The following is a 19,698-nucleotide window of genomic DNA, read 5'->3' as shown; positions in this document are numbered from 1 at the left end:
ACTCCGTCTCATCCCGCGCGGCGGCTCCATAGCCGCACCAGCGGCCCGTCTTCACCGCGCACGGGATCGGTCTTCGGCACCTTCACGTCCGGGATCGTCTTCAACGCTTTTGCGTGGTTCTCCGGCGTCGGCCGCGTGATCTGCATCGGCGGCCCCGGCGGGTAGGCGCCGACCACGCAGAAATCAGGGCTGGCGAACACGCATTGATGCCCGGTGCCGGCCGGCAGGATGGCGACGTCGCCGGCGGATATTTCAAGCTCCTGACCGCCATTGCCGCCGAAGCGGACGCGCGCGCGGCCGCGGGCAACGCCGAGCACTTCATGCACGGTGGCGTGGTAGTGCACGTAATCATAAACGCCATTACGCCACATGGCGCCCCAGCCATTGGCGCCGAACAATCCCTCGATGGTCTTTTCCGGATGCTCGTTGGCAACGTCCACCGCGCCCCTGTAGACCAGGAACGGCAGCGGATTGTTCGGCACGAGGCCGTCGTCCTCGAAGACGAGGGCGAGCGGCTCGATATCGGCGTTGACGACGGACATGATGGGTTCTCCGCAGGACGCAGCAACCCATGGTGAGGAGCGCGTTGCGCGTCTCGAACCATGAGGTCCGGCCGATGGCTTCATCCTTCGAGACGCCTCTGCGCGGCTCCTCAGGATGGAGTCGACAAACCTACACTTTCAAACCGCCGCCAGCGCCTCACGTTCCTTCGGAATCTCGAAAACCATGCACGTCGTCGTGGCATGCGCAATTGTTGCGCCGGCTAATTCAGTCCGCCGTCATTGCGAGCGAAGCGAAGCAATCCATCTCTCGGCAATGAGGAAAGATGGATTGCTTCGTCGCTGGCGCTCCTCGCAATGACGATAGCGGCTTCTTACGCTCGCTTCCTCTGCCGCATCAGATCGGCGAACCGCTTGAACAGGTAGTGCGAGTCGCGCGGGCCCGGGGATGCTTCCGGGTGATACTGCACCGAGAAGACCGGCTTACCCTTCAGCTCGATGCCGCAATTGGAGCCGTCGAACAGCGAGATGTGAGTCTGCGTCGCGCCCTCGGGCAACGTGTCCTGATCCACGGCAAAACCGTGGTTCATCGAGGTGATCTCGACCTTGCCGGTGGTCTCGTCTTTCACCGGATGGTTGGCGCCGTGGTGGCCCTGATGCATCTTCTTAGTTCTGGCGCCGACCGCGAGGCCCAGCATCTGGTGGCCGAGGCAGATGCCGAAGGTCGGCGTGCCCGATTTGATCACCTCCTGGATGACGGGCACGGCATATTTGCCGGTTGCCGCCGGATCGCCCGGGCCATTGCTCAGGAAAACGCCGTCCGGCTTCATCGCCAGGATGTCCTCGGCCGGCGTCGTCGCCGGCACCACCGTGACCTTGCAGCCTTCGGCGGCGAGCAGGCGCAGAATGTTGCGCTTGATGCCGTAGTCGATCGCGACCACGTTGAATTCCGGATCGCTCTGGCGGCCAAAGCCCTTCTGCCAGTCCCAGGGCGTCTCGTCCCAGGTGAAGCGCTGGCCGGAGGTGACCATCGGCACCAGGTCCATGCCCTCGAGGCCCGGCCATTCGCGCGCCTCTTCCTTCAACGCGTGCAGGTCGAACTCGCCCCTCTTCGAATGTGCGATCACGGCATTCGGCATGCCCTTGGAACGGATCAGTGCGGTGAGCGCGCGGGTGTCGATGCCGGAGAGACCGATGATGCCCCTGGCGCGCAGCCACTGGTCGAGATGTTTTGTCGCGCGGTAGTTCGAGGGATCGGTGATGGCAGTGCGCAGGATCACGCCGCGCGCGCCGGGCGTTGCCGCCATGTTCACCGTCTCGATGTCTTCCTCGTTGGTACCGACATTGCCGATATGCGGGAAGGTGAAGGTGATGAGCTGGCCGGCATAGGAGGGATCGGTGAGGATCTCCTCATAACCGGTCATCGCGGTGTTGAAGCAGACCTCGCCGACGGCGCGGCCTTCCGCGCCGAGGCCAAAGCCCTCCAGCACGGTACCATCGGCGAGCACGAGGAGCGCGGTCGGCTTGTGGTCCGGCCAGGCTGAGGCGTTTTCGGATGTTGTCATGAGCGCACTTCATAGTCGCAAGCGCCCCCGCGCGTCAAAGCCGGAAGGCCAGAAAACGGCGCGATTCACATGCGTTTACCGCATATTTGATCGCCGGTTCCGGCGACCCGGCCGGTTTGGGCCCAATTCGCCGGAATTGGCCGCCCAGCTTAACCAATTCGAGCTGATGCCGCTCGTTCAGGTCCCACCGGCCGACATCCCAGCAGTGGCGCGGCTCGCTTGGCCGCTATATAGACGCGCGATCTTCCGATAGACCAAGGGTCCACCGGCGGCACCATCTTCAGTGAGGCAACCATGCTGCGCGACGACATCAACAACGCGGTCAAGGAGGCCATGAAGGCCAAGGACGAGCGCAAGCTCTCCACGTTGCGCATGGTCAACTCGACCCTCAAGAATGCCGACATCGAGGCGCGCGGGCAGGGCAAGCCGCCGCTCGCCGACGCCGACATCCTTGGCGTGCTGCAGAAGATGATCAAGCAGCGCCAGGAATCGGTCGAGCTCTATGAGAAGGGCGGCCGCGCCGAGCTTGCCGCGCAGGAGCGCGAGGAGATCGCCGTCATCTCCGCCTATCTGCCCAAGCAGATGTCCGACGACGAGGTGAAGGCGGCGATCTCGGCAGCGATCGCCGAGACCGGCGCCGCCGGCATGAAGGACATGGGCAAGGTGATCGGTGTGCTGCGCGCGAAGTTTGCCGGCCAGATGGATTTCGGCAAGGCGAGCGGCCTGGTGAAGGCGGCGCTGTCAGGCTAGTCTTGCCTCGAACCAACCCGGACTCCGACGATTCAAGTATTACGACGATTCATGTGTTACGCGGCCCGTTGCTTCCCTGATTTTTCATCGGTGATGGTCGCGGTTTCATCGAGCGCCTTTTCATAATTGCCCGCAAGCCTCTCGATGCTGTCGGCCCACAACCTCAGCATCGAAACCTGCAAGTGCATGATTGGCCTTAAGGCATCCATGCCGATTGCTGTCGCCATGATACGGCTCTGCGCGTCGTGTGCGGCGCGGTTTACGTTGGCGGAATCTGCCATGCTGCTGGCTCCTCTGCTCTTGTGTGTGGCCTACAATTAAGTCCCGGCCGGCGCACTTCGTGACTTCAAGCGCTCGGCCAAGGCCTGGTCTGCTGCGAGTCTCGCACTTCGATCGTCATGCAATTCGTCCAGCTTCTTCAAGTAAGCGACGGCCGCGATTTGCAAGAGACCGAAATCATAGTCGCCGGTATCGCGAAGATTGGAGACATAGCGATAAAGGGCGGAACGCCTGCTATCGTTCTCACTGATGCTGCTGTCTCGCAGCAGGTAGTTCCGCCAAGCGAACGCACATGCACCTTCTATGGCCTGAGAAGTCATGGGCACCTCCCAAAGGTCGAGAAAGACCGACGAGCCGTTTCGTTCCGCGAATCTGTGAGGTGTAACGCTGTTCTGTTGCTGCGCCGCACGAGTGCGACATCAGTGCCGGCGGTCGGCGTCCATGAGGCAATCGGTCGCGCAACGTGCCTCAGGAACACTACCGGACCGCTCGTCGTGCGGGTTTGCATGCGGCCGGAAGCAGGCATGCGACGGCTTGGCCGGCTGCTGGAGCGCACGCGGACAGCAAACGCCGTCAACTTTCCTAAGGTGCGCGGCCGAGTTCTCGGGAACCTTTCCGCCGAGGCTGCATCCAACGGGTTCAAGCTCGTTAATGCAAGCGTGGAAAGGCCTCTCGATGAATCCGAATGTACATGCACTGGATCGCGCTAGGACCCGGCCGTCTGAAATCCAGCGGCCTGATCGGGCCGAGGTCGAAGCGGCCGTTCGCACCATCCTCCGATGGACCGGCGAAGACCCTGACCGGGACGGCCTGCGCGAGACGCCGGCGCGGGTAACGCGCGCGTTCGAGGAATTCTTCTCCGGCTATGCGCAGGACCCCGTCGAAATCCTGAGAAAGACGTTTGAGGAGATCGAAGGCTATGACGAGATGATCGTGCTGCGCGGCATCCGTTTCGAGAGCCATTGCGAGCACCACATGGCGCCGATCGTCGGCCAGGCCTGGGTGGCCTATATTCCAAACGGCCGCGTCGTCGGCATCAGCAAGCTGGCGCGCGTCGTCGATGTCTATGCAAAGCGCTTGCAGATCCAGGAAAAGATGACGGCGCAGATCGCCAACACCATCAATGACGTGCTGGAACCGCAGGGCGTCGGCGTCATTATCAAGGCGACGCATCACTGCATGACGACGCGCGGCGTGCACAAGCCGGACACCGATCTCGTCACCAGCCGCATGCTCGGCTGCTTTCGCGACAACGCGCTGACCCGTCAGGAATTTCTGGGAATGGCAACTTAACGCCACGCTGCGGAGGAAGAGATGGCCGATCAGCAATCGCCGCCCGCCGGTCCCGATCTGTCAAAGGGCGTCACGCCGTCCGAATTCACCGGCCAGATGTTGCTCGGCCATGTCGGCGACGAGGAAGTCCTGCTGGTGCGTTCCGGGCCGGAGATTTATGCGATCGGCGCGCATTGCACGCACTATCACGGGCCCCTCGCCGAAGGTCTTGTGACCGGGGATGGCGTTCGTTGTCCCTGGCATCATGCCTGTTTCGACCTGCGTACCGGCGAAGCTACACGGGCGCCGGCGCTCAGTCCGGTCGCCGTTTGGAAGGTCGAGCTGCAAGGTGATCGCGTCTTCGTTCGCGAGAAGCGCGAACAGCCCAAACCGCGGATCAAGCCGCAGCCCGCTACCGACATGCCCGGCCAGATCGTGATCGTCGGCGGCGGCGCGGCGGGCTTTGCCGCCGCCGAGATGCTGCGGCGTCAGGACTATCGCGGCAACATCGTGATGCTGAGTGACGATGGCGCGGCGCCGGTCGACCGGCCGAACCTGTCAAAGGATTATCTCGCCGGCAGCGCGCCGGAGGATTGGCTGCCGCTGCGGCCGGATGATTTCTATACTGACGCGAAGATCGACCTCCGGCTCAATACCGAGGTCACGTCGATCGACACCAAGGCACGCCATGTCATCACGTCTGGCGGCGAGACCATTCCCTATGACCGCTTGCTGCTGGCGACCGGCGCCGAGCCGGTGCGCCTGCAAATACCGGGCATCGATCAGCCTCATGTCCACGTGCTGCGCTCGCTGGCGGATTCCCGTGCGATCATTGCGCAGGCCGATGGCGCGCGGCGCGCCGTCGTTATCGGCGCGAGTTTTATCGGATTGGAGACCGCAGCGTCACTGCGGGCCAGAAATGTCGAAGTTCATGTCGTCGGCCTGGAGCAGCGGCCGATGGAGCGCGTGCTCGGGCCCGAACTGGGCGACTTCGTCCGTGCGCTGCATGAGGAGCACGGCGTCATCTTCCATCTCGGCGACACTGTCACTGCGATCGACGGCAAGCGCGCGACGCTGAAAAGCGGTAGCGTGGTCGAGGCCGATATCGTCGTGGTCGGCGTCGGCGTGCGCCCGCGTCTTGGCTTGGCCGAGAAGGCGGGGCTTGCGATCGATCGCGGCGTCACCGTCGATATCTATCTGGAAACCAGCGTTCCCGGCATCTATGCCGCCGGCGATATCGCCCGCTGGCCCGATCCGCATTCCGGCGAAAACATCCGGGTCGAGCATTGGGTGGTGGCGGAGCGACAGGGCCAGACCGCGGCGCGCAACATGCTCGGGCAACAGGAACGTTTTGACGCCGTGCCGTTCTTCTGGAGCCAGCATTACGACGTCCCGATCAACTATGTCGGTCACGCCGAGAAATGGGACGAAATTACCGTGGACGGCGACATCGCCGGCAAGGATTGCCTGCTACAGTACAAGCGCAAGGGGCGCGTGCTTGCCGTCACCTCGATCTATCGCGACGTCGCAAGCCTCGAGGCCGAGCTTGCGATGGAGCAGGCGCTGATTTTTTGAGATTGACATCACCTCGGATGTCGTCCCCGCGAAAGCGGGAACCCATACTCCGCGGCCGCGCGATATATTCTAGATGCGCGTTGAATCGTTCTTACCCATAGCTAAACTTGGTGGCTATGGGTCCCCGCCTTCGCGGGGACGACGAACGAAGGCGTCCGATGCTCACCGAAGCCGCAACCTACGACGAACTCTACCGCAACTTCCGTTGGACCATCCCCGCGCGCTTCAACATGGCGACCGCGTGCTGCGACCGCCACGCCGACGGCTCCGGCCGGCTCGCGCTGGTTTATGTCGACGAGAGCGGCGCCATCACGCGCACTTCGTTCGACGAGGTTGCCGAGTATTCTCGCCGCTTTGCCAACGTGTTGAAAGCCGACGGCCTAATGCGCGGTGACCGCATCGCCGTGTTCCTCTCGCAATCGCTGGAACTGCCGATCGCGCATCTCGCCGCGTTCCGCTCCGGTATGATCTCGATCCCGCTGTTCGCGCTGTTCGGTGAGGATGCGCTGGAATTCCGGCTGTCGAATTCCGGCGCGCGGGCCATCATTACCGACGAAAGCGGGTGGGAGAAGCTCTCGAAGATCCGCGACCGGCTGCCCTATCTTCAGGCTATCTATGTCACGACCAGCATCGCGCACGCTGGCGCGAAGCCGTTCTGGCCGGCGATCGAGGAGGCGGACGAGGTGTTTCCTACCGTCGATACCTCGTCCGACGATCCCGCGCTGATCATCTACACCTCCGGCACCACAGGAAACCCAAAAGGTGCGCTGCATGCGCACCGCGTCGTACTCGGCCATCTGCCGAATGTCGAGATGTGCCACAACTTCCTGCCCAAGCCCGGCGATCTGATGTGGACGCCGGCCGACTGGGCCTGGATCGGCGGGCTGATCAACGGCCTGCTCGCGTTCTGGTATCATGGCATTCCGCTGGTCGGGCATCGCGCGCGAAAGTTCGAGCCGCAGGCAGCGATGCAAATGATGGCCGACCTCGGCATCCGCAACACGTTCCTGCCGCCGACCGCGCTGAAACTGATGCGGCAGGCGGACGTAAGGAATCCCGGCCTGAAGCTGCGCAGCATCTTCACCGGCGGCGAATCGCTCGGTGGCGAATTGCATGGCTGGGTGCGCGAAACGTTTGGCATCGACGCGCATGAGGTGTTCGGCCAGACCGAATGCAATCTTGTGATCGGCAGCAATTCGAACCTGTTTCCGATTCGCCCGGGATCGATGGGCAAGGCAACCCCGGGCTTCGACGTCCGCATCGTCAATGACAAGGGCGAGGAGCTGCCGCGCGGCGAGCGCGGCATCATCGGCGTGCGCCAGCCATGCCCGTGCACCATGATCGAATACTGGAAGAACCCGGAAGCGACCGCGAAGAAATATGCCGGCGAATTTCTGCTCACCGGCGATCTCGGTGTGCAGGATGAAGACGACTATTTCTGGTACGTCAGCCGCGAGGATGACGTCATCACCACCGCCGGCTACCGCGTCGGGCCCTCCGAGATCGAGCACACGCTGATGAAGCATCCAGCGGTCGCGATGTCGGCCGTGGTCGGCATTCCCGATCCGATCCGCACTGAATCGATCAAGGCCTGGATCGTGCTGCGTCCGGGCTTTGCCGCCAGCGACGAATTGGCGCGCGAGATCCAGGAATTCGTCAAGGTGCAGCTTGCCGCCCACGAATATCCGCGCTTTGTGCAGTTCGCCGAGACGCTGCCAATGACGGCGACGGGCAAGGTGCTGCGCCGCGAATTGCGGGCGCTGGGATAATTTTCGTTTCGGGGGACGAATGAAGAAGACTGCCAAACGCGTGGCGGGCCTGCACCGCGCCTCGCTCACCAAGCTCGACGAGTTGGATGCCGCGCTCGAACTGATGTACTACGGCTGGCGCGGCATGACGCTCACGGCCGACCAGTATCTTGCGACGCTCGGCCTGTCGCGCCCGCACCATCGCATTCTCTATGTCGTGGCGCGGCAGCCCGATATCTCGATCGGCGCGCTGATCGACATCCTCGGGATTTCCAAGCAGGCCGTGAACCGGCCGCTCAACCTGCTATTGGAACGCAAGCTCCTGATATCGAAGCGGTCGCCCGAGCAGCACCGCTCCAAATTGTTGCGGCTGACCCCGGAGGGGCAACGGATCGAACAGCGGGCGTCGGGTTATGAGCGCAAGGTGCTGCGCGCGGCGTTCGACCATGTCGGCGAGACCGGCGCTGCAGCCTGGATGGCGGTGATGGGAGCCATCGCCGACAAGCATTGACGCTTCTAACGTCAATATAGTTGACTTGAAAATTGCCTTGTGCCATCTCTTCTCCGCCGTTGCACGGAGAAGAGGGCGCGAGCATGAGCCAACAGCCAATGGACCGGGCGGCGATCGGGCGCTTTGTCGAGACATGGTGTGCGAACTGGTGCAAGGTCGATATCGACGCGGTCGTCTCGCACTTTGCCGAGAACGCCGAGATGCGCAGCCCGCTGGCGGTCAAATTGACCGGCGCTCCCGTGGTCGCGGGCGCCGAGAACATCCGTACCTATTGGCGGAAGGCGTATGGCCACATCGCCAGCGCTGATCTGAAAATCCTGAACTGGAGCTGGGACGAGACGATTTCGCGCCTGACCGTGTGGTGGCAATTGGGCGAGGCGCGCGCTAGCGAGTTCATGGATTTCGACAGCGCCGGCCGCGTGGTGCGCAGCGAAGCGTTCTACGGAAAGTAGCCATGCGATTTCTTCCGGATCTTGTCCTGCTGCTCAATGCGCTCTGGTTCGGCGGCGCCTTCATCCAGTTCAGCATCGCCCAGGGTAATACGCTGAAGATACTGGTGCCGCGCGAGGAGCGCGGAAATCCGATCGCGCCGACCTTGTCGGCCAGCGTGGCGTTTCTCGGCGGCATAAATCTGCCGATCGGCTTGCTGTCTGTGTATCTCCTGCTGTTCCGGCCGCCGTTCTTTGGGGCGCATGACGCGCAGCTTGCGCTGTTCCTGTTCTTCTCGGCGTGTCACTTCAGCCAGTTCGCCTACAACCTTCCGATCCTGATGCGCGGCGGCCGGGTCGGGGTGGCGTATTGGCCGGTCCTGAAGGGCCCGATGCTCAGGATCTTCGTCATCGATGCCGCGCTGTTCGTGGCCAATGCGATCGTCGCGATGATGCTGGCGGCGTGATGTAACGTCAATGTCGTCCCTGCGAACGCAGGGACCCATACGCCGCGGCCGTCATTATCGGAAAGGACGGGTAATTGACCGGCGCAAAAACAATTTCCGCTGGTGGTTATGGGTCCCTGCGTTCGCAGGGACGACAGTGAGAGGGGGGCTCGCCTCTCGATTCTTGACCGAGATCAACACATCTTTTGCTCCGCCTGCCTCAATGCCTCCGACAACACGGAGGAACCCATGGCGTCGGTTTCCGGCAAGGCCGATCCGGTGGTGCGGCGCATTGCGGCGGCCGATATCGCCGAGGCGCTGGGGCTGGGCTTGCGTGATTTCCAGGCGGTGCCGCTCTACGGGCTCGCCTTCGGCGCTTTCTATGCCGCTGGCGGCATTGCGATCCTGCTCTGCCTGACCGCGTTCGGCATGGTTTATCTGGCCTATCCGCTCGCCGCCGGCTTTGCGCTGCTCGGCCCGTTCGTTGCGATCGGGCTCTATGAGGTCAGCCGCCGGCGCGAAATGGGGCTGACGATATCGATCGGCGCGATCTGGACCACGGTGCGGACGCGCAGCGAGATCGGCTGGATGGCGTTCGTCACGCTGTTCGTGTTCGTGGTCTGGATGTATCAGGTGCGGCTGTTGATCGCGCTGCTGCTCGGCCTCAACGCGTCCTTCTCCAGCCTGCACGACTTCATCACGGTGGTGCTCACGACCAATGAGGGCCTGCTGTTTCTCGCGATCGGCAACGCCGTCGGCGCCGCGCTGTCGCTGATCCTGTTCTCGCTCACGGTGGTGTCGTTTCCGCTATTGCTCGACCGTGACGTCGATTTCGTCACCGCGATGATCACCAGTGTGCGCGCGGTGGTGACGAGCCCGATGCCGATGATCTCGTGGGCGGCGCTGATCGTGATCCTGCTGGCGGTGTCGGCGATGCCGTACTTTCTCGGCCTCCTCGTCACGCTGCCGGTGCTCGGCCACACCACCTGGCACCTTTATCGCCGGATCATCGCGCCGCTAAAGGAATAAGCTGGCCCTTAGCTCGCCTTCAAAGCCGAACGCAGCATCGATGCCAAGTCGTGGCGGCGATAGGGCTTGTTGAGAATCCGCACCTCGCGACCGTCGCCATCGGTCGCATCGACGGGATGTTCGGTGTGGCCTGACGTCAACAGGATTTTCAGCGCCGGCCGCAGCCGGGCGGCTTCCTTGGCGAGCTCGGTCCCGAACATGCCGCCGGGCATCACCACATCCGTGAACAGAAGGTCGATGCTCTCGGGCCCCCTCAATATGTCGAGCGCCGCGGGCGCGTGGCGCGTGACGATGACGCGATAGCCGAGCGCCTTCAATTCGCCCTCGACATAGCTGCGCACCATGTCGTCGTCCTCGACCACGAGAATGGTCTCGCTGCCAATGGGCGAGGTCCGCTGTGTGGTGGTGGGGGCAGCGCTGGCGCGGGGTGTGCCGACGCGGGGGAAGAACAGCCTGACGGCGGTGCCGTTTCCCGGCTCGGACCGTATCTGCATCAACCCGCCGGATTGCCGGGCGAATCCATAGACCATGCTGAGGCCAAGGCCTGTGCCTTTGCCCACCTCCTTGGTGGTGAAGAACGGCTCGAAGGCGCGGCGCGCGACCTCAGTGGTCATGCCGGTGCCGGTATCTGTCACCGCGACCATGACGTAGTCGCCGGGACGCGCCTCGCCGTTGACGTCGACATCGGATTCGCCGAGCGAGGTATTTTGCACCTCGACCGTCAGCTTGCCGCCCGACGGCATGGCGTCGCGCGCGTTGAGCACGAGATTGAGCAGCGCGGAGGCCAGCTGGCCGGGATCGACGCTGGCCTGCCATAATTCCTGATCGATGAGGAATTCGCACTCGATATGCTCGCCGAGCGTCCGCCGCAGCAAGGACTCCATGCCGACGACCTTCTGGCCGATGTTGATGTCCTTCGGCATCAATGGCTGCTTGCGCGCGAACGCGAGCAGGCTGCGCGTCAGGTCCGACCCGCGTTCGGCGGCGGTCGCGATGCTCTCGGCGATGGCGCTCAGCTCCTTGTGAGGGGCGAGCTGCTCGGCCAGGTGCTCGGCATTGCCGAGGATCACGGTCAGCAAATTGTTGAAATCATGGGCCACGCCGCCGGTGAGCTGGCCCATCGCTTCCATCTTCTGGGATTGGGTGAGCTTCTGATTGAGCTCGTCGATGGCCGTGCGCTGCCGCTGCAGCGATTCCGCGGTGCCGTTGAGCAGCGTCATCAGCCCGCCGAGTTCGCCACTCGGATGCGGCGGCGCGATCCGCGCGCTGAGGTCGCCAAGTCCGAGCTTCCTTGCCATCGCCGCTAGCCGTCCGACCTGACGGCCGATGCTAATGGTCGCCAGAATCCAGACGCCTGCCAGAAGCAGCAGCGAGGCCACCGCGAGAATGGCGAGGTCCTCATACAGGCGGCGGTTGGCCGTCGCCACCAGGCTGTCCTTGGGCCGTCCGACCAGAATGGTAAGCCCGGCATCGCGTGACGAGGGCGAGCGCGCGGCAGCCCAGACGCGGGTGCGGCCGTTGCGGCCGGTCACTTCCTGGAATGGCTCGCGGGTCGGCGACTCCGCAAATCGGAATAATTCCGAATTCGCCATCGACGTGCCGGCCGGCTTGGTCCAATCCTTGCTGTCGGGTGCGACGAGGACAGTGCCCTTCCTGTCAACGAGCAAAATCTCGCTATCATCGGACAGGCGCCTGTCGTGGTCCTCGGCGAATTTCTTCAGGTTGAACGAGGCGAGCAGGATGAATTTCAGCTCGCCGGATTCGGAGCGAACGGGATAGGCGATCTGCAGCACGGAGATCCCCGTCAGCCGGCCGAACACGGGCTCGAGCGTAACGATGCCATGGGCTTTCAGCGCCTGCCTGAAATATTCGCGGTCCCGCAAGTCCAGCGTCCGGTTGGTCCGCAGCGAGTCGCAGAACAGGCTGCCGTCCGGATTGATGGTCAATATGCCGGTGTATCGCGTGTATTCTTCGCGCACGGCGGACAGGAAGTCCGAACATGCCGCCTTGTCGCGCGTGTCGAGATCGCTGGCGCGAGCGAGGCCGTAGTGGAGCTGGGCGGTGCCCTGAATTTTCTCGTCGAGATCGCCCTGGATGTCGTTGGCGGTCGCCGACAGGCTGGCCAGCGCAGCATCAATGTCGTTGGTCCGGTTCTGAACGAAGCGCAATCCCACCAGCGTGGCCGGCACCAGCATCGCGGCGATAACCAGGATCAATAGCCGGGTGCGGAGGCTCATCGGTGCGTGGTTCCACGCTCAGGTCAGCGGTGTTGCGATAGGTAGCGTCCGGCGCGTGCGAGGCAGCCGTACTGTCCACGCATGCTGGAATATCCCTTGGGCGGGCTTAAGTCTACTTGCGAGCGGCGGCTTCCAGGTCTCAAGGTTACGTTCAACCGTCATCACCCGCGAAGGCGGGGTGACCCAGTAATCCGAGACACCGATGATTGAACCGAGAAGCCGCGGCGTACTGGATACCCCGCCTTTCGCGGGGTATGACAGCGGTGGGAATGGCGACATTCGCTCGCAATGATGACGGAAACTAATGCAGCTACTTCGGCGTTCCGATCCCCATTTCCTTCAGCGCTTTTAGCATCCGCTCCGGCGGCTGCATCTTGATCGCCAGCGCATGGCCGGTTTCCAAAAGGCTCTTCAGGCTCGACAGGATCGCGGGCCAGCCGGCGCGGCCGCCGGACAGGATGTCGTCGCTGATGTCCCGGTCATGCGACTGCAACATCGTCAGCTTGACGACGTCGCCGGCCTCCTCGATCTCATAGGTGACGAGCGTCGGCCCGAGCTTCTCCACTAGCCCCGGCCAGTTCACGTTCCAGGTGATGGTCAGCCGCTTCGGTGGATCGCATTCGATCACTTCGCCGGAGATATGTTCGGAGCCGTCGGGCGCGCGGGCGATGAAGGCGCCGCCGACCTTGAGGTCGGCCTCGATCGCAAAGCCGGAAAAATAGTTGCGGCTGAAATCGGCCGTCGTCAGCGCCTTCCAGATCTGCTCGGGCGTGGCGGCGATGTAGATCGTGTAGACGATCATCGGCTTGAATTTCTTGACGTCAATTCCGCTACCCTTACTCATCACGCTTCTCCAACTGCCGTTTCAACTCAGAGAGCGCGGCGAGCCTCCCGCGCTCGAATTTCCTGATCCAGCGCTCGCCGATCTGATGGATCGGGACGGGGTTGATGTAGTGCAGCTTCTCGCGGCCGTGCTTCATCGTACCGACGAGGTTGGCCGCTTCGAGAACGTCAAGGTGCTTGGTGACGGCCTGCCGCGTCATCGCAAGGCCATCGCAGAGTTCGTTCAGCGTCTGTCCGTTTCTGGCGTGAAGCCGATCCAGCAGCGCGCGCCGCGAACCGTCGGCAAGCGCTTTGAAGACTTCATCCATGCCTGGGATAATAGGCAACCAAAAGGTTGCATGTCAAGGGCGTGTGTTGGGCATGGCCCGCAGCCTGTGTTATCGTAACGTCAGCCAGCGCAGATTGGCCTTGAACATTCGGGGGTGGAAGATGAGCGCTCGCCTCACACTCGCAGCCTTTTTCTCGGTTCACCTCCTTGCTTGCCCAAATATCGCTTCTGCGCAGCAGCAAGTGATTGGCGCGCCACCCGAAGCGCTCAACATGAAGCTGGTCGGAACCAGCGACCTGCAGGCGCGCAGCGGCTATCAGCCGACCATTCATCATCAGGGCGAGCGCTGGATCGCCTATATCGGCCATCACGGCGGCAGCGACGAGATTCCCGCACCCGTCAATCCGCAGACCGGCAAGGCCGAGCCGAACGGCACCTCGATCGTCGATGTTACCGATCCCTCGCAGCCGAAATATCTGCGCCATCTGCCTGGCCAGGAGGGCAAATATGAGTCTGGCGGGGCGCAAATGGTGCGGATTTGCAACGGCAAGTCGCTGCCGAAGGGCGACCGCAACGCGGTCTACATGCTCCGGACGTTTGGCGGCGCGGCGCATGAAATCTGGAATGTCGCCGATCCCGCCAACCCCGTGCTGGTGACGCGGATCGCCGGCTTGAAGGACACACACAAGAACTGGTGGGAGTGCGACACCGGCATTGGCTTCCTGGTGTCGGGGGCGCCCGACTGGCGCACGCGCCGGATGACGCAAGTCTATGATCTCTCCGATCCGGCGCATCCGCAGAAGATCCGGGATTTCGGCCTGCCCGGTCAGGAGCCCGGCGCGACCGGGGCGGTGCCGACCGAGTTGCATGGGCCGATCTCGACCGGACCGTCCGGCAACCGGGTCTATTTCGGCTACGGCACCAACAAGGGCGGCATCCTGCAGATCGTCGATCGCGACAAGCTGCTCAATGGCCCGAAGGAGCCGACGCCGGACAATCTGCGCCTGCCGGAAATTGCGCGGCTGCCGATGTCGGCCTTCAACGGCGCCCATACCACGTTTCCGATGCCGGGCATGCCGATTGCGGAATTCGCCAAGGACAAGGACGGCAAGACCCGCGACATCGTCATGATCGTCGACGAGGCGATCCTGAACGAATGCAACGAGCCCAGGCAGATGGTGTGGTTCGCCGACGTCACGGTCGAAAAGGCCCCGATGATCATCTCGAACTACACGGTGCCGGAAGCGAGCGGCGCGTTCTGCGAGCGGGGAGGGCGGTTCGGCGCGCATTCCTCCAACGAGAGCATGGCGCCGGTGTTCTACAAGAAGATGGCGTTCATCGCCTTCTTCAATGCCGGGGTACGCGCGCTCGACATCCGCGACCCCTATCACCCCAGGGAGGTCGGCTATTTCATTCCCGCGATCACGGATGCGACCGACAAGCGCTGCGTCAAAGTCGGCGAGCAGGACCGCTGCAAGGTCGCGATCCAGACCAATAATGTCGAGACCGACGAGCGCGGCTATGTCTACATCGTCGACCGCGCCAACACCGGCCTCCACATCCTGGAGCTGACCGGGCCGGCGCGCGGGGCTGCCGGCCTGCCGTGAGGACGCCGGCCATGCGCCGATGGCCGCTCATTGCGTCAGTCCTTGTGGCGCTCGGCGCGATGTCGGGCGCGGCGGCCTATCATCAGCATGCCGGACTGCATCAGCAAGACGCATGGCAGGAAATCGCCTGGCCATTTCCGCGCGATGGCTGGCCCGCCGGCAAGGCGTTCCGCTGCGGTAACGCTGCGTGCGGCGGCGAAGTGGAGCTTTACGTGCGGCCGAAGCTGGGATTTTGTAATTGCGACCGCGGCGTCGCCGATGACGATGAGGTCGATCGCGTCGCCGATCTCGACCTGATGAGCGAACATTTTGCGCCACTGGCGCCGGGCGATATGGCGCAGCTCGCCGACATGCCCGGGCGGATCAGGGCCTATGATCTCAAGATGCCCGATCGTATGCCGCATACCGCCATCGGCATCGCCGTCTCGCGCCGCTGCGATCTCCTCGTTGCGGTCGCACACGGCAAAGGTGATGCGGCCGAATTGCGGCGCGCGGCGCTGGCGTTTCTGGAGAGGTATGAAATGAAGCGCTGGATGACCGCCGCGATGGCGGGAGGGTAGCAGTCTCTAACCTCGCCCCACTTGCGGGGAGAGGTCGGATCGCATCGAAGATGCAATCCGGGTGAGGGGGGACTCTCCGCGATTTGTACGCGCGGTAACAGCCCCTCACCCCAACCCTCTCCCCGTGAAGGACGGGGAGAGGGAGCAGAAGCAGCGGCGTACAAGAAATTGCGCCGCTTCCATCTCCACCCCTCACATGCATAATACCCCAATCGCTGTCCCACCCAGGATTCCTCTCCCATGTCCCTACAAGTCTATCTCGCCTTCGTCGCCGCCTGCATTGCGCTTGCGCTGTTGCCGGGCCCGGTCGTGACGCTTTTGATCGCCAACGGCCTGCGGCATGGGACTCGCGCGGCGATGATCAATTGCGCCGGCGTGCAAACCGGTATGGCGATCGTGATTGGCACCGTCGCGATCGGTCTGACCACGTTGATGGCGACCATGGGGTACTGGTTCGATTGGGTGCGCTTTGCCGGCGCGGCCTACCTGATCTGGCTCGGCATCAAGCTGATCCGATCCCCTGTCGAAGGCGTCAATACCGACGAGCCGCCACCGCCGCCGCGCGGCGGCTTCTTCCTGCAGGGCTTTCTGGTGCTGCTCAGTAACCCGAAGGTGCTGGTGTTCTTCGGCGCGTTCATTCCGCAGTTCATGGACATGGAGAAGCCGCATCTGCCGCAGGTGGCGCTGCTCGGCATCACCTTCATGGTGATCGCCGCCTCGACCGACGCGGTCTATGCTCTGCTCGCCGGCCGCGCGCGGCTGTTCTTCTCCAAGCAGCGGACCCGCCTGGTGTCGCGCGTTTCCGGCGGCTTCATGATCGGCGGCGGTATCTGGCTGGCGCTGACGCGGGCGCGCTGACCTCACACGCGTTGAACCCGGCGAGCCGGCGCGGCGTCTAACAGCCAGCCGTCTTAAGGGGGACAAGCCGTGCTGCCCGATCTGCCGTGGTTCGCCTATCTGATATTGCTGGGCCCGCTCGCGCTGCTGCTCGGCGCCGCCGTCTACAAGACACTCGAGGTGCGCGCGGCGCACGGATGGCCGTCCACTGCCGGCAAGGTGGTGGTCTCGAATGCCGAGGTGCGCGAAGTCAAAGTGATCGACGGCGAGCGCGAGAACGGCTTTCGCATGGAGCCGCGCAACTTCGCCAATGTGGTTTACGAATATTCCGTTGCTGGCAAGAAGCAGCGCAACAACCGCATCAGCATCGGTGAAGACCGCGGCGATTTCGAGCTTGCCGAGACGCTGGCGAAATACCCGGTCGGTACCATCGTCACCGTCTATTACAACCCCCGGCATCCGGATCGGGCAGTGCTGGAGCGCGACCTGCCGAAGGGCCTGTGGGGCTGCCTCGGCATCGGCACGGCCATCGTGCTGGCCATCCTGTTCGGCTCCGCGGTCGGACTGCACAAGATCACCGACTATATCGCGACCCAGATCCCCGCCTCCGGCAATCCGGCGGCCGCCGTCGCCTTCGCGGCGTTCGGCACCGTCGTGGCGCTGTTTGCGCTCGCGCTGCAGCGTCAGGCGTCGCTGGCAAAGGGATGGCCGGTCGTGACCGGCACCATCAAGCTCTCCGATATCGAGCAGTACCGCGCCGCGCCGACGGACGGCCGATCGCGGGGGCAGACCATGTATCAGCGCCGGGTGTCCTATACCTACAGGTACAACAATCTCACCTATACCAACACGCATGCCACGCTTGCGAGCAGCGTCGCTTCGAGCTCAAGCTGGCTGGTGAAGAAATCGACGACCGATTACAAGAACGGCGCCAGCGTGAAGGTCTTCGTCAATCCCGACAATCCGGCGCAGGCGACGCTGGAGCCGCGCGCAGGCTTTGTGTGGGTGCTATGGATCGCCGCCGCCGCGATCTGGGGCGTCGCGTATTACGCGGCGGTGCATGGCTGACGTTGCCAACGGCGGAGCAGACGCCGCCTGACCGTCCCGGGCAGCTTTCGGCCCTCCGAACTGCAATGCGTGTACGCGGATGGAGCGCCCCGGAAATTACGATGCCGAGGCGCGAGGAGGTTCCGCTTCTGGTCCCCGCCGACAGGCCTGTTTTGGCCGTCGACGGCGGCTTCCGGGTGGAAAACCACCCAGGCGACGACGAAGTCGCTTTTTGACCCAACTCGGGTCTCGGGCGGCCAAGTTTGTTGCGCCGCGATAAGCCACTTCCGGTAAACTGGCCCCACCGGCTCCAAAGGAGATATGTCCATCATGCTGGACCGCATTCTCGATGCAGCAACCGACAACCTCAGGTTCGCGAAGATTCTGGTCCAAATGGGTCTCGATCCGAACAACGTGACCTGGGACGCCATCTTCAACCGCCTGCTGGAAATCTTCCTGCACAACATCACGCTTGCCAATATGTTCGCGCTGGTCGGCGCGATCTTCTTTGTCGCCACATTGCTGACGCACACGATGGTGCCGCTGCGGGTCGCGAACATGATCGGTTGCGCATTCTTCGCCATCTTCGGTGCGCTCACCGGAGCCGTCGCGACGTTTCTTCTTTATCTCCTGATGATTCCGATTAATGCTTACCGTCTCCGTCAAATGCTCGCTCTCGTGAAGAAGGCGCGCACCGCAACACAGGGCGACACGTCGATGGAGTGGCTCAAGCCATTCATGACCGACCGCAAGTATCGCAAGGGCGATATCCTGATGAAGAAGGGTGACGCAGCAAATGAAATGCTGCTGACCGTTACCGGCAAATTCCGGGTCATCGAAATCAACGTCGAACTTCCGCCGGGGCGTTTGATGGGCGAGCTTGGTTTCCTCACGCCCGACAACCGCCGGACCGCGACGATCGAATGTATCGAGGATGGCCGCGTCCTGACCATCAGCTATGAAAAGCTGCTCGAGATCTACTTCCAAAACCCGCAGTTCGGCTATTACTTCCTTGTCTTGACCAGCCAGCGCCTGCTGGAAAATCTCGCGCGGGCCGAAGCCATCATCGCGCAGAACAAGATCGCGCCGCAGCCGCCTTTCGCCAACTGACCGCGGTCCGGGCGATTTGATCCCGGCCGTCGCCTGCCCTGCCGCCGTTCTAGTTCGCACCAGCTTCGCGTGCGGCGAGCGCGAGGCGCAAGGGCAGAAAACGTGGTCTCGTTCGCGCCACGCAGCGGCACAAGCAACGAGGCCGTCAAACCAACTGCCGCGCCCGCAGCGTTAGTTCGATCTCGCCGAGAATCCTCGCCAGCCGTTCCGCCCAGGCCTTCTCGCCCGCCTGATCCGAAATCAGATCCTGGCGGATTTCGATTCCCGTATTCATCAACCCGCGCGCTTCGCCATGGACGGGGATGGTGTAGTCGGTCTCGTCGCTCACCTTGTAGGGCTCGTTGTCGCCGACCACGAGGTCGCCCTCGGCGCGCAGCAGCTCCAGCATCAGCGGCGGCAAATGGGTGTCGCGATGGTAGAGCGTGCCGATGTGCCATGGACGCGCGATGCCCGCATAAACCGGGGTAAAGCTGTGCAGCGATACCAGCACCGTCGGCATGCCGGCGCTGCCGCGCTGGTCGATGATCTCGCCGATGCGCCGGTGGTAGGGATCGAAGATCTGCGTCCGCCGGATCGCGGCGGTCTCGCGCGAAAGACCTTCGTTACCGGGGATGGTGGTGGCCTCGCTGATGCGCGGGATCGAGCTTGCGACATGGGGCGGGCGGTTGCAGTCGATGACGAGCCGCGAATAGCGCTGCACGATCAAATGGGCGTCGAGATGCTTTGACAGCGCCTCGGCAACGCCGGCAATCCCGATGTCCCAGGCAATATGGCGCTTGAGCTCGCTCTCGGGCAGACCGAGGTCGCCGAGCAGGCGCGGGATCAGCCGGCCGTAATGGTCGCAGGTCAGAAGAAACGGCGAGCGCCCGGCTGCGTTGAACTCGTGGACCGGAGGAACATCTTCGTTGCTGAGGAGTAGAATTGTGCTGCTTGCGTCGTTCAAAGCATTTCCTCGAGAGCATTGCCTATCGAAGCGGCACGCCGATCTACAATTGGGCAGAATTCAGTTTAGGTGAGACCTGCCAGAATCGATGATTGTTTGACGATGCCGCCCCTGACCATCAATCACAAGACCATTTATCGTTA

Annotated in this window: 21 protein-coding genes; 13 read left to right on the top strand and 8 right to left on the bottom strand. The window is 63.0% G+C overall.

Annotation, left to right across the window (positions count from 1 at the left end; genetic code table 11):
• Positions 1 to 8: 8 nt before the first annotated feature.
• Both RX331_RS33945 and carA read right to left on the bottom strand, forming a co-directional pair.
• Positions 9 to 542, bottom strand: a complete 534-nt coding sequence (locus RX331_RS33945) for a cupin domain-containing protein (protein WP_317253933.1) — start codon at positions 540 to 542, stop codon at positions 9 to 11.
• A 332-nt stretch (positions 543 to 874) separates the two neighbouring features.
• A complete protein-coding gene (carA, locus tag RX331_RS33940; RefSeq protein ID WP_317253932.1) occupies positions 875 to 2,065 on the bottom strand; it encodes a glutamine-hydrolyzing carbamoyl-phosphate synthase small subunit in 1,191 nt (396 codons plus the stop codon).
• A 294-nt stretch (positions 2,066 to 2,359) separates the two neighbouring features.
• Between carA and RX331_RS33935 the strand changes: the two genes are divergently transcribed.
• Positions 2,360 to 2,815 (top strand): GatB/YqeY domain-containing protein, encoded by a 456-nt coding sequence (locus RX331_RS33935; RefSeq protein ID WP_317253931.1) that lies wholly within the window; start codon positions 2,360 to 2,362, stop codon positions 2,813 to 2,815.
• A 56-nt stretch (positions 2,816 to 2,871) separates the two neighbouring features.
• Here RX331_RS33935 and RX331_RS33930 read toward each other — a convergent pair whose 3' ends face one another.
• Positions 2,872 to 3,096, bottom strand: coding sequence for a hypothetical protein (locus RX331_RS33930; RefSeq protein ID WP_317253930.1), 225 nt, complete (start codon positions 3,094 to 3,096; stop codon positions 2,872 to 2,874).
• Between the two features lie 36 nt (positions 3,097 to 3,132).
• On the bottom strand, positions 3,133 to 3,414 hold the full coding sequence (locus tag RX331_RS33925) for a hypothetical protein (protein WP_317253929.1): 282 nt from the start codon (positions 3,412 to 3,414) through the stop codon (positions 3,133 to 3,135).
• A 355-nt stretch (positions 3,415 to 3,769) separates the two neighbouring features.
• Between RX331_RS33925 and folE the strand changes: the two genes are divergently transcribed.
• From folE to RX331_RS33890, 7 genes are all read left to right on the top strand, one after another.
• Positions 3,770 to 4,387, top strand: a complete 618-nt coding sequence (gene folE, locus RX331_RS33920) for a GTP cyclohydrolase I FolE (protein ID WP_317253928.1) — start codon at positions 3,770 to 3,772, stop codon at positions 4,385 to 4,387.
• Positions 4,388 to 4,408: 21 nt separating this feature from the next.
• Positions 4,409 to 5,941 carry an FAD-dependent oxidoreductase gene (locus tag RX331_RS33915; RefSeq protein ID WP_317253927.1) on the top strand — a complete coding sequence of 511 codons (1,533 nt, stop codon included), beginning with the start codon at positions 4,409 to 4,411 and terminating at the stop codon, positions 5,939 to 5,941.
• A gap of 158 nt (positions 5,942 to 6,099) precedes the next feature.
• On the top strand, positions 6,100 to 7,710 hold the full coding sequence (locus RX331_RS33910) for an acyl-CoA synthetase (RefSeq protein WP_317253926.1): 1,611 nt from the start codon (positions 6,100 to 6,102) through the stop codon (positions 7,708 to 7,710).
• 19 nt (positions 7,711 to 7,729) lie between these two features.
• Positions 7,730 to 8,200, top strand: coding sequence for a MarR family winged helix-turn-helix transcriptional regulator (locus RX331_RS33905; RefSeq protein WP_317253925.1), 471 nt, complete (start codon positions 7,730 to 7,732; stop codon positions 8,198 to 8,200).
• An 83-nt stretch (positions 8,201 to 8,283) separates the two neighbouring features.
• Positions 8,284 to 8,652 carry a hypothetical protein gene (locus RX331_RS33900; protein WP_317253924.1) on the top strand — a complete coding sequence of 123 codons (369 nt, stop codon included), beginning with the start codon at positions 8,284 to 8,286 and terminating at the stop codon, positions 8,650 to 8,652.
• 2 nt (positions 8,653 to 8,654) lie between these two features.
• A complete protein-coding gene (locus RX331_RS33895; protein WP_317253923.1) occupies positions 8,655 to 9,095 on the top strand; it encodes a hypothetical protein in 441 nt (146 codons plus the stop codon).
• Positions 9,096 to 9,323: 228 nt separating this feature from the next.
• Complete coding sequence (locus RX331_RS33890) at positions 9,324 to 10,103, top strand: DUF2189 domain-containing protein (protein ID WP_317253922.1); 780 nt, start codon at positions 9,324 to 9,326, stop codon at positions 10,101 to 10,103.
• Positions 10,104 to 10,111: 8 nt separating this feature from the next.
• Here RX331_RS33890 and RX331_RS33885 read toward each other — a convergent pair whose 3' ends face one another.
• The 3 genes from RX331_RS33885 to RX331_RS33875 all read right to left on the bottom strand — a co-directional run bounded on the left by RX331_RS33885 (position 10,112) and on the right by RX331_RS33875 (position 13,491).
• On the bottom strand, positions 10,112 to 12,340 hold the full coding sequence (locus RX331_RS33885) for an ATP-binding protein (RefSeq protein WP_317253921.1): 2,229 nt from the start codon (positions 12,338 to 12,340) through the stop codon (positions 10,112 to 10,114).
• A gap of 310 nt (positions 12,341 to 12,650) precedes the next feature.
• Positions 12,651 to 13,184 carry an SRPBCC family protein gene (locus RX331_RS33880; RefSeq protein ID WP_317253920.1) on the bottom strand — a complete coding sequence of 178 codons (534 nt, stop codon included), beginning with the start codon at positions 13,182 to 13,184 and terminating at the stop codon, positions 12,651 to 12,653.
• Positions 13,177 to 13,491 carry a helix-turn-helix domain-containing protein gene (locus RX331_RS33875; RefSeq protein ID WP_317253919.1) on the bottom strand — a complete coding sequence of 105 codons (315 nt, stop codon included), beginning with the start codon at positions 13,489 to 13,491 and terminating at the stop codon, positions 13,177 to 13,179. The genes RX331_RS33880 and RX331_RS33875 overlap by 8 nt, the downstream gene beginning before the upstream one ends.
• Positions 13,492 to 13,612: 121 nt before the next feature.
• Between RX331_RS33875 and RX331_RS33870 the strand changes: the two genes are divergently transcribed.
• The 5 genes from RX331_RS33870 to RX331_RS33850 all read left to right on the top strand — a co-directional run bounded on the left by RX331_RS33870 (position 13,613) and on the right by RX331_RS33850 (position 18,612).
• Complete coding sequence (locus RX331_RS33870; protein ID WP_317253918.1) at positions 13,613 to 15,058, top strand: hypothetical protein; 1,446 nt, start codon at positions 13,613 to 13,615, stop codon at positions 15,056 to 15,058.
• Between the two features lie 11 nt (positions 15,059 to 15,069).
• The gene (locus tag RX331_RS33865; RefSeq protein ID WP_317253917.1) at positions 15,070 to 15,618 is read left to right on the top strand and encodes a hypothetical protein; all 549 of its coding nucleotides are present in this window, start codon (positions 15,070 to 15,072) and stop codon (positions 15,616 to 15,618) included.
• A 240-nt stretch (positions 15,619 to 15,858) separates the two neighbouring features.
• The gene (locus RX331_RS33860; RefSeq protein WP_317253916.1) at positions 15,859 to 16,476 is read left to right on the top strand and encodes a LysE family translocator; all 618 of its coding nucleotides are present in this window, start codon (positions 15,859 to 15,861) and stop codon (positions 16,474 to 16,476) included.
• 69 nt (positions 16,477 to 16,545) lie between these two features.
• On the top strand, positions 16,546 to 17,523 hold the full coding sequence (locus RX331_RS33855; protein WP_317253915.1) for a DUF3592 domain-containing protein: 978 nt from the start codon (positions 16,546 to 16,548) through the stop codon (positions 17,521 to 17,523).
• A 300-nt stretch (positions 17,524 to 17,823) separates the two neighbouring features.
• The gene (locus RX331_RS33850) at positions 17,824 to 18,612 is read left to right on the top strand and encodes a Crp/Fnr family transcriptional regulator (RefSeq protein WP_410708036.1); all 789 of its coding nucleotides are present in this window, start codon (positions 17,824 to 17,826) and stop codon (positions 18,610 to 18,612) included.
• Positions 18,613 to 18,757: 145 nt separating this feature from the next.
• Here RX331_RS33850 and RX331_RS33845 read toward each other — a convergent pair whose 3' ends face one another.
• Entirely contained in the window at positions 18,758 to 19,555 is a 798-nt protein-coding gene (locus RX331_RS33845; protein ID WP_317253913.1) for an N-formylglutamate amidohydrolase, read from the bottom strand.
• Positions 19,556 to 19,698 lie beyond the last annotated feature (143 nt).

It is taken from the genome of Bradyrhizobium sp. BWA-3-5 (assembly GCF_032917985.1).
Classification (GTDB): Bacteria; Pseudomonadota; Alphaproteobacteria; order Rhizobiales; family Xanthobacteraceae; genus Bradyrhizobium.
Note: the sequence above shows the minus strand (reverse complement) of the source record. Positions and strands in the feature narration are given on the sequence as shown.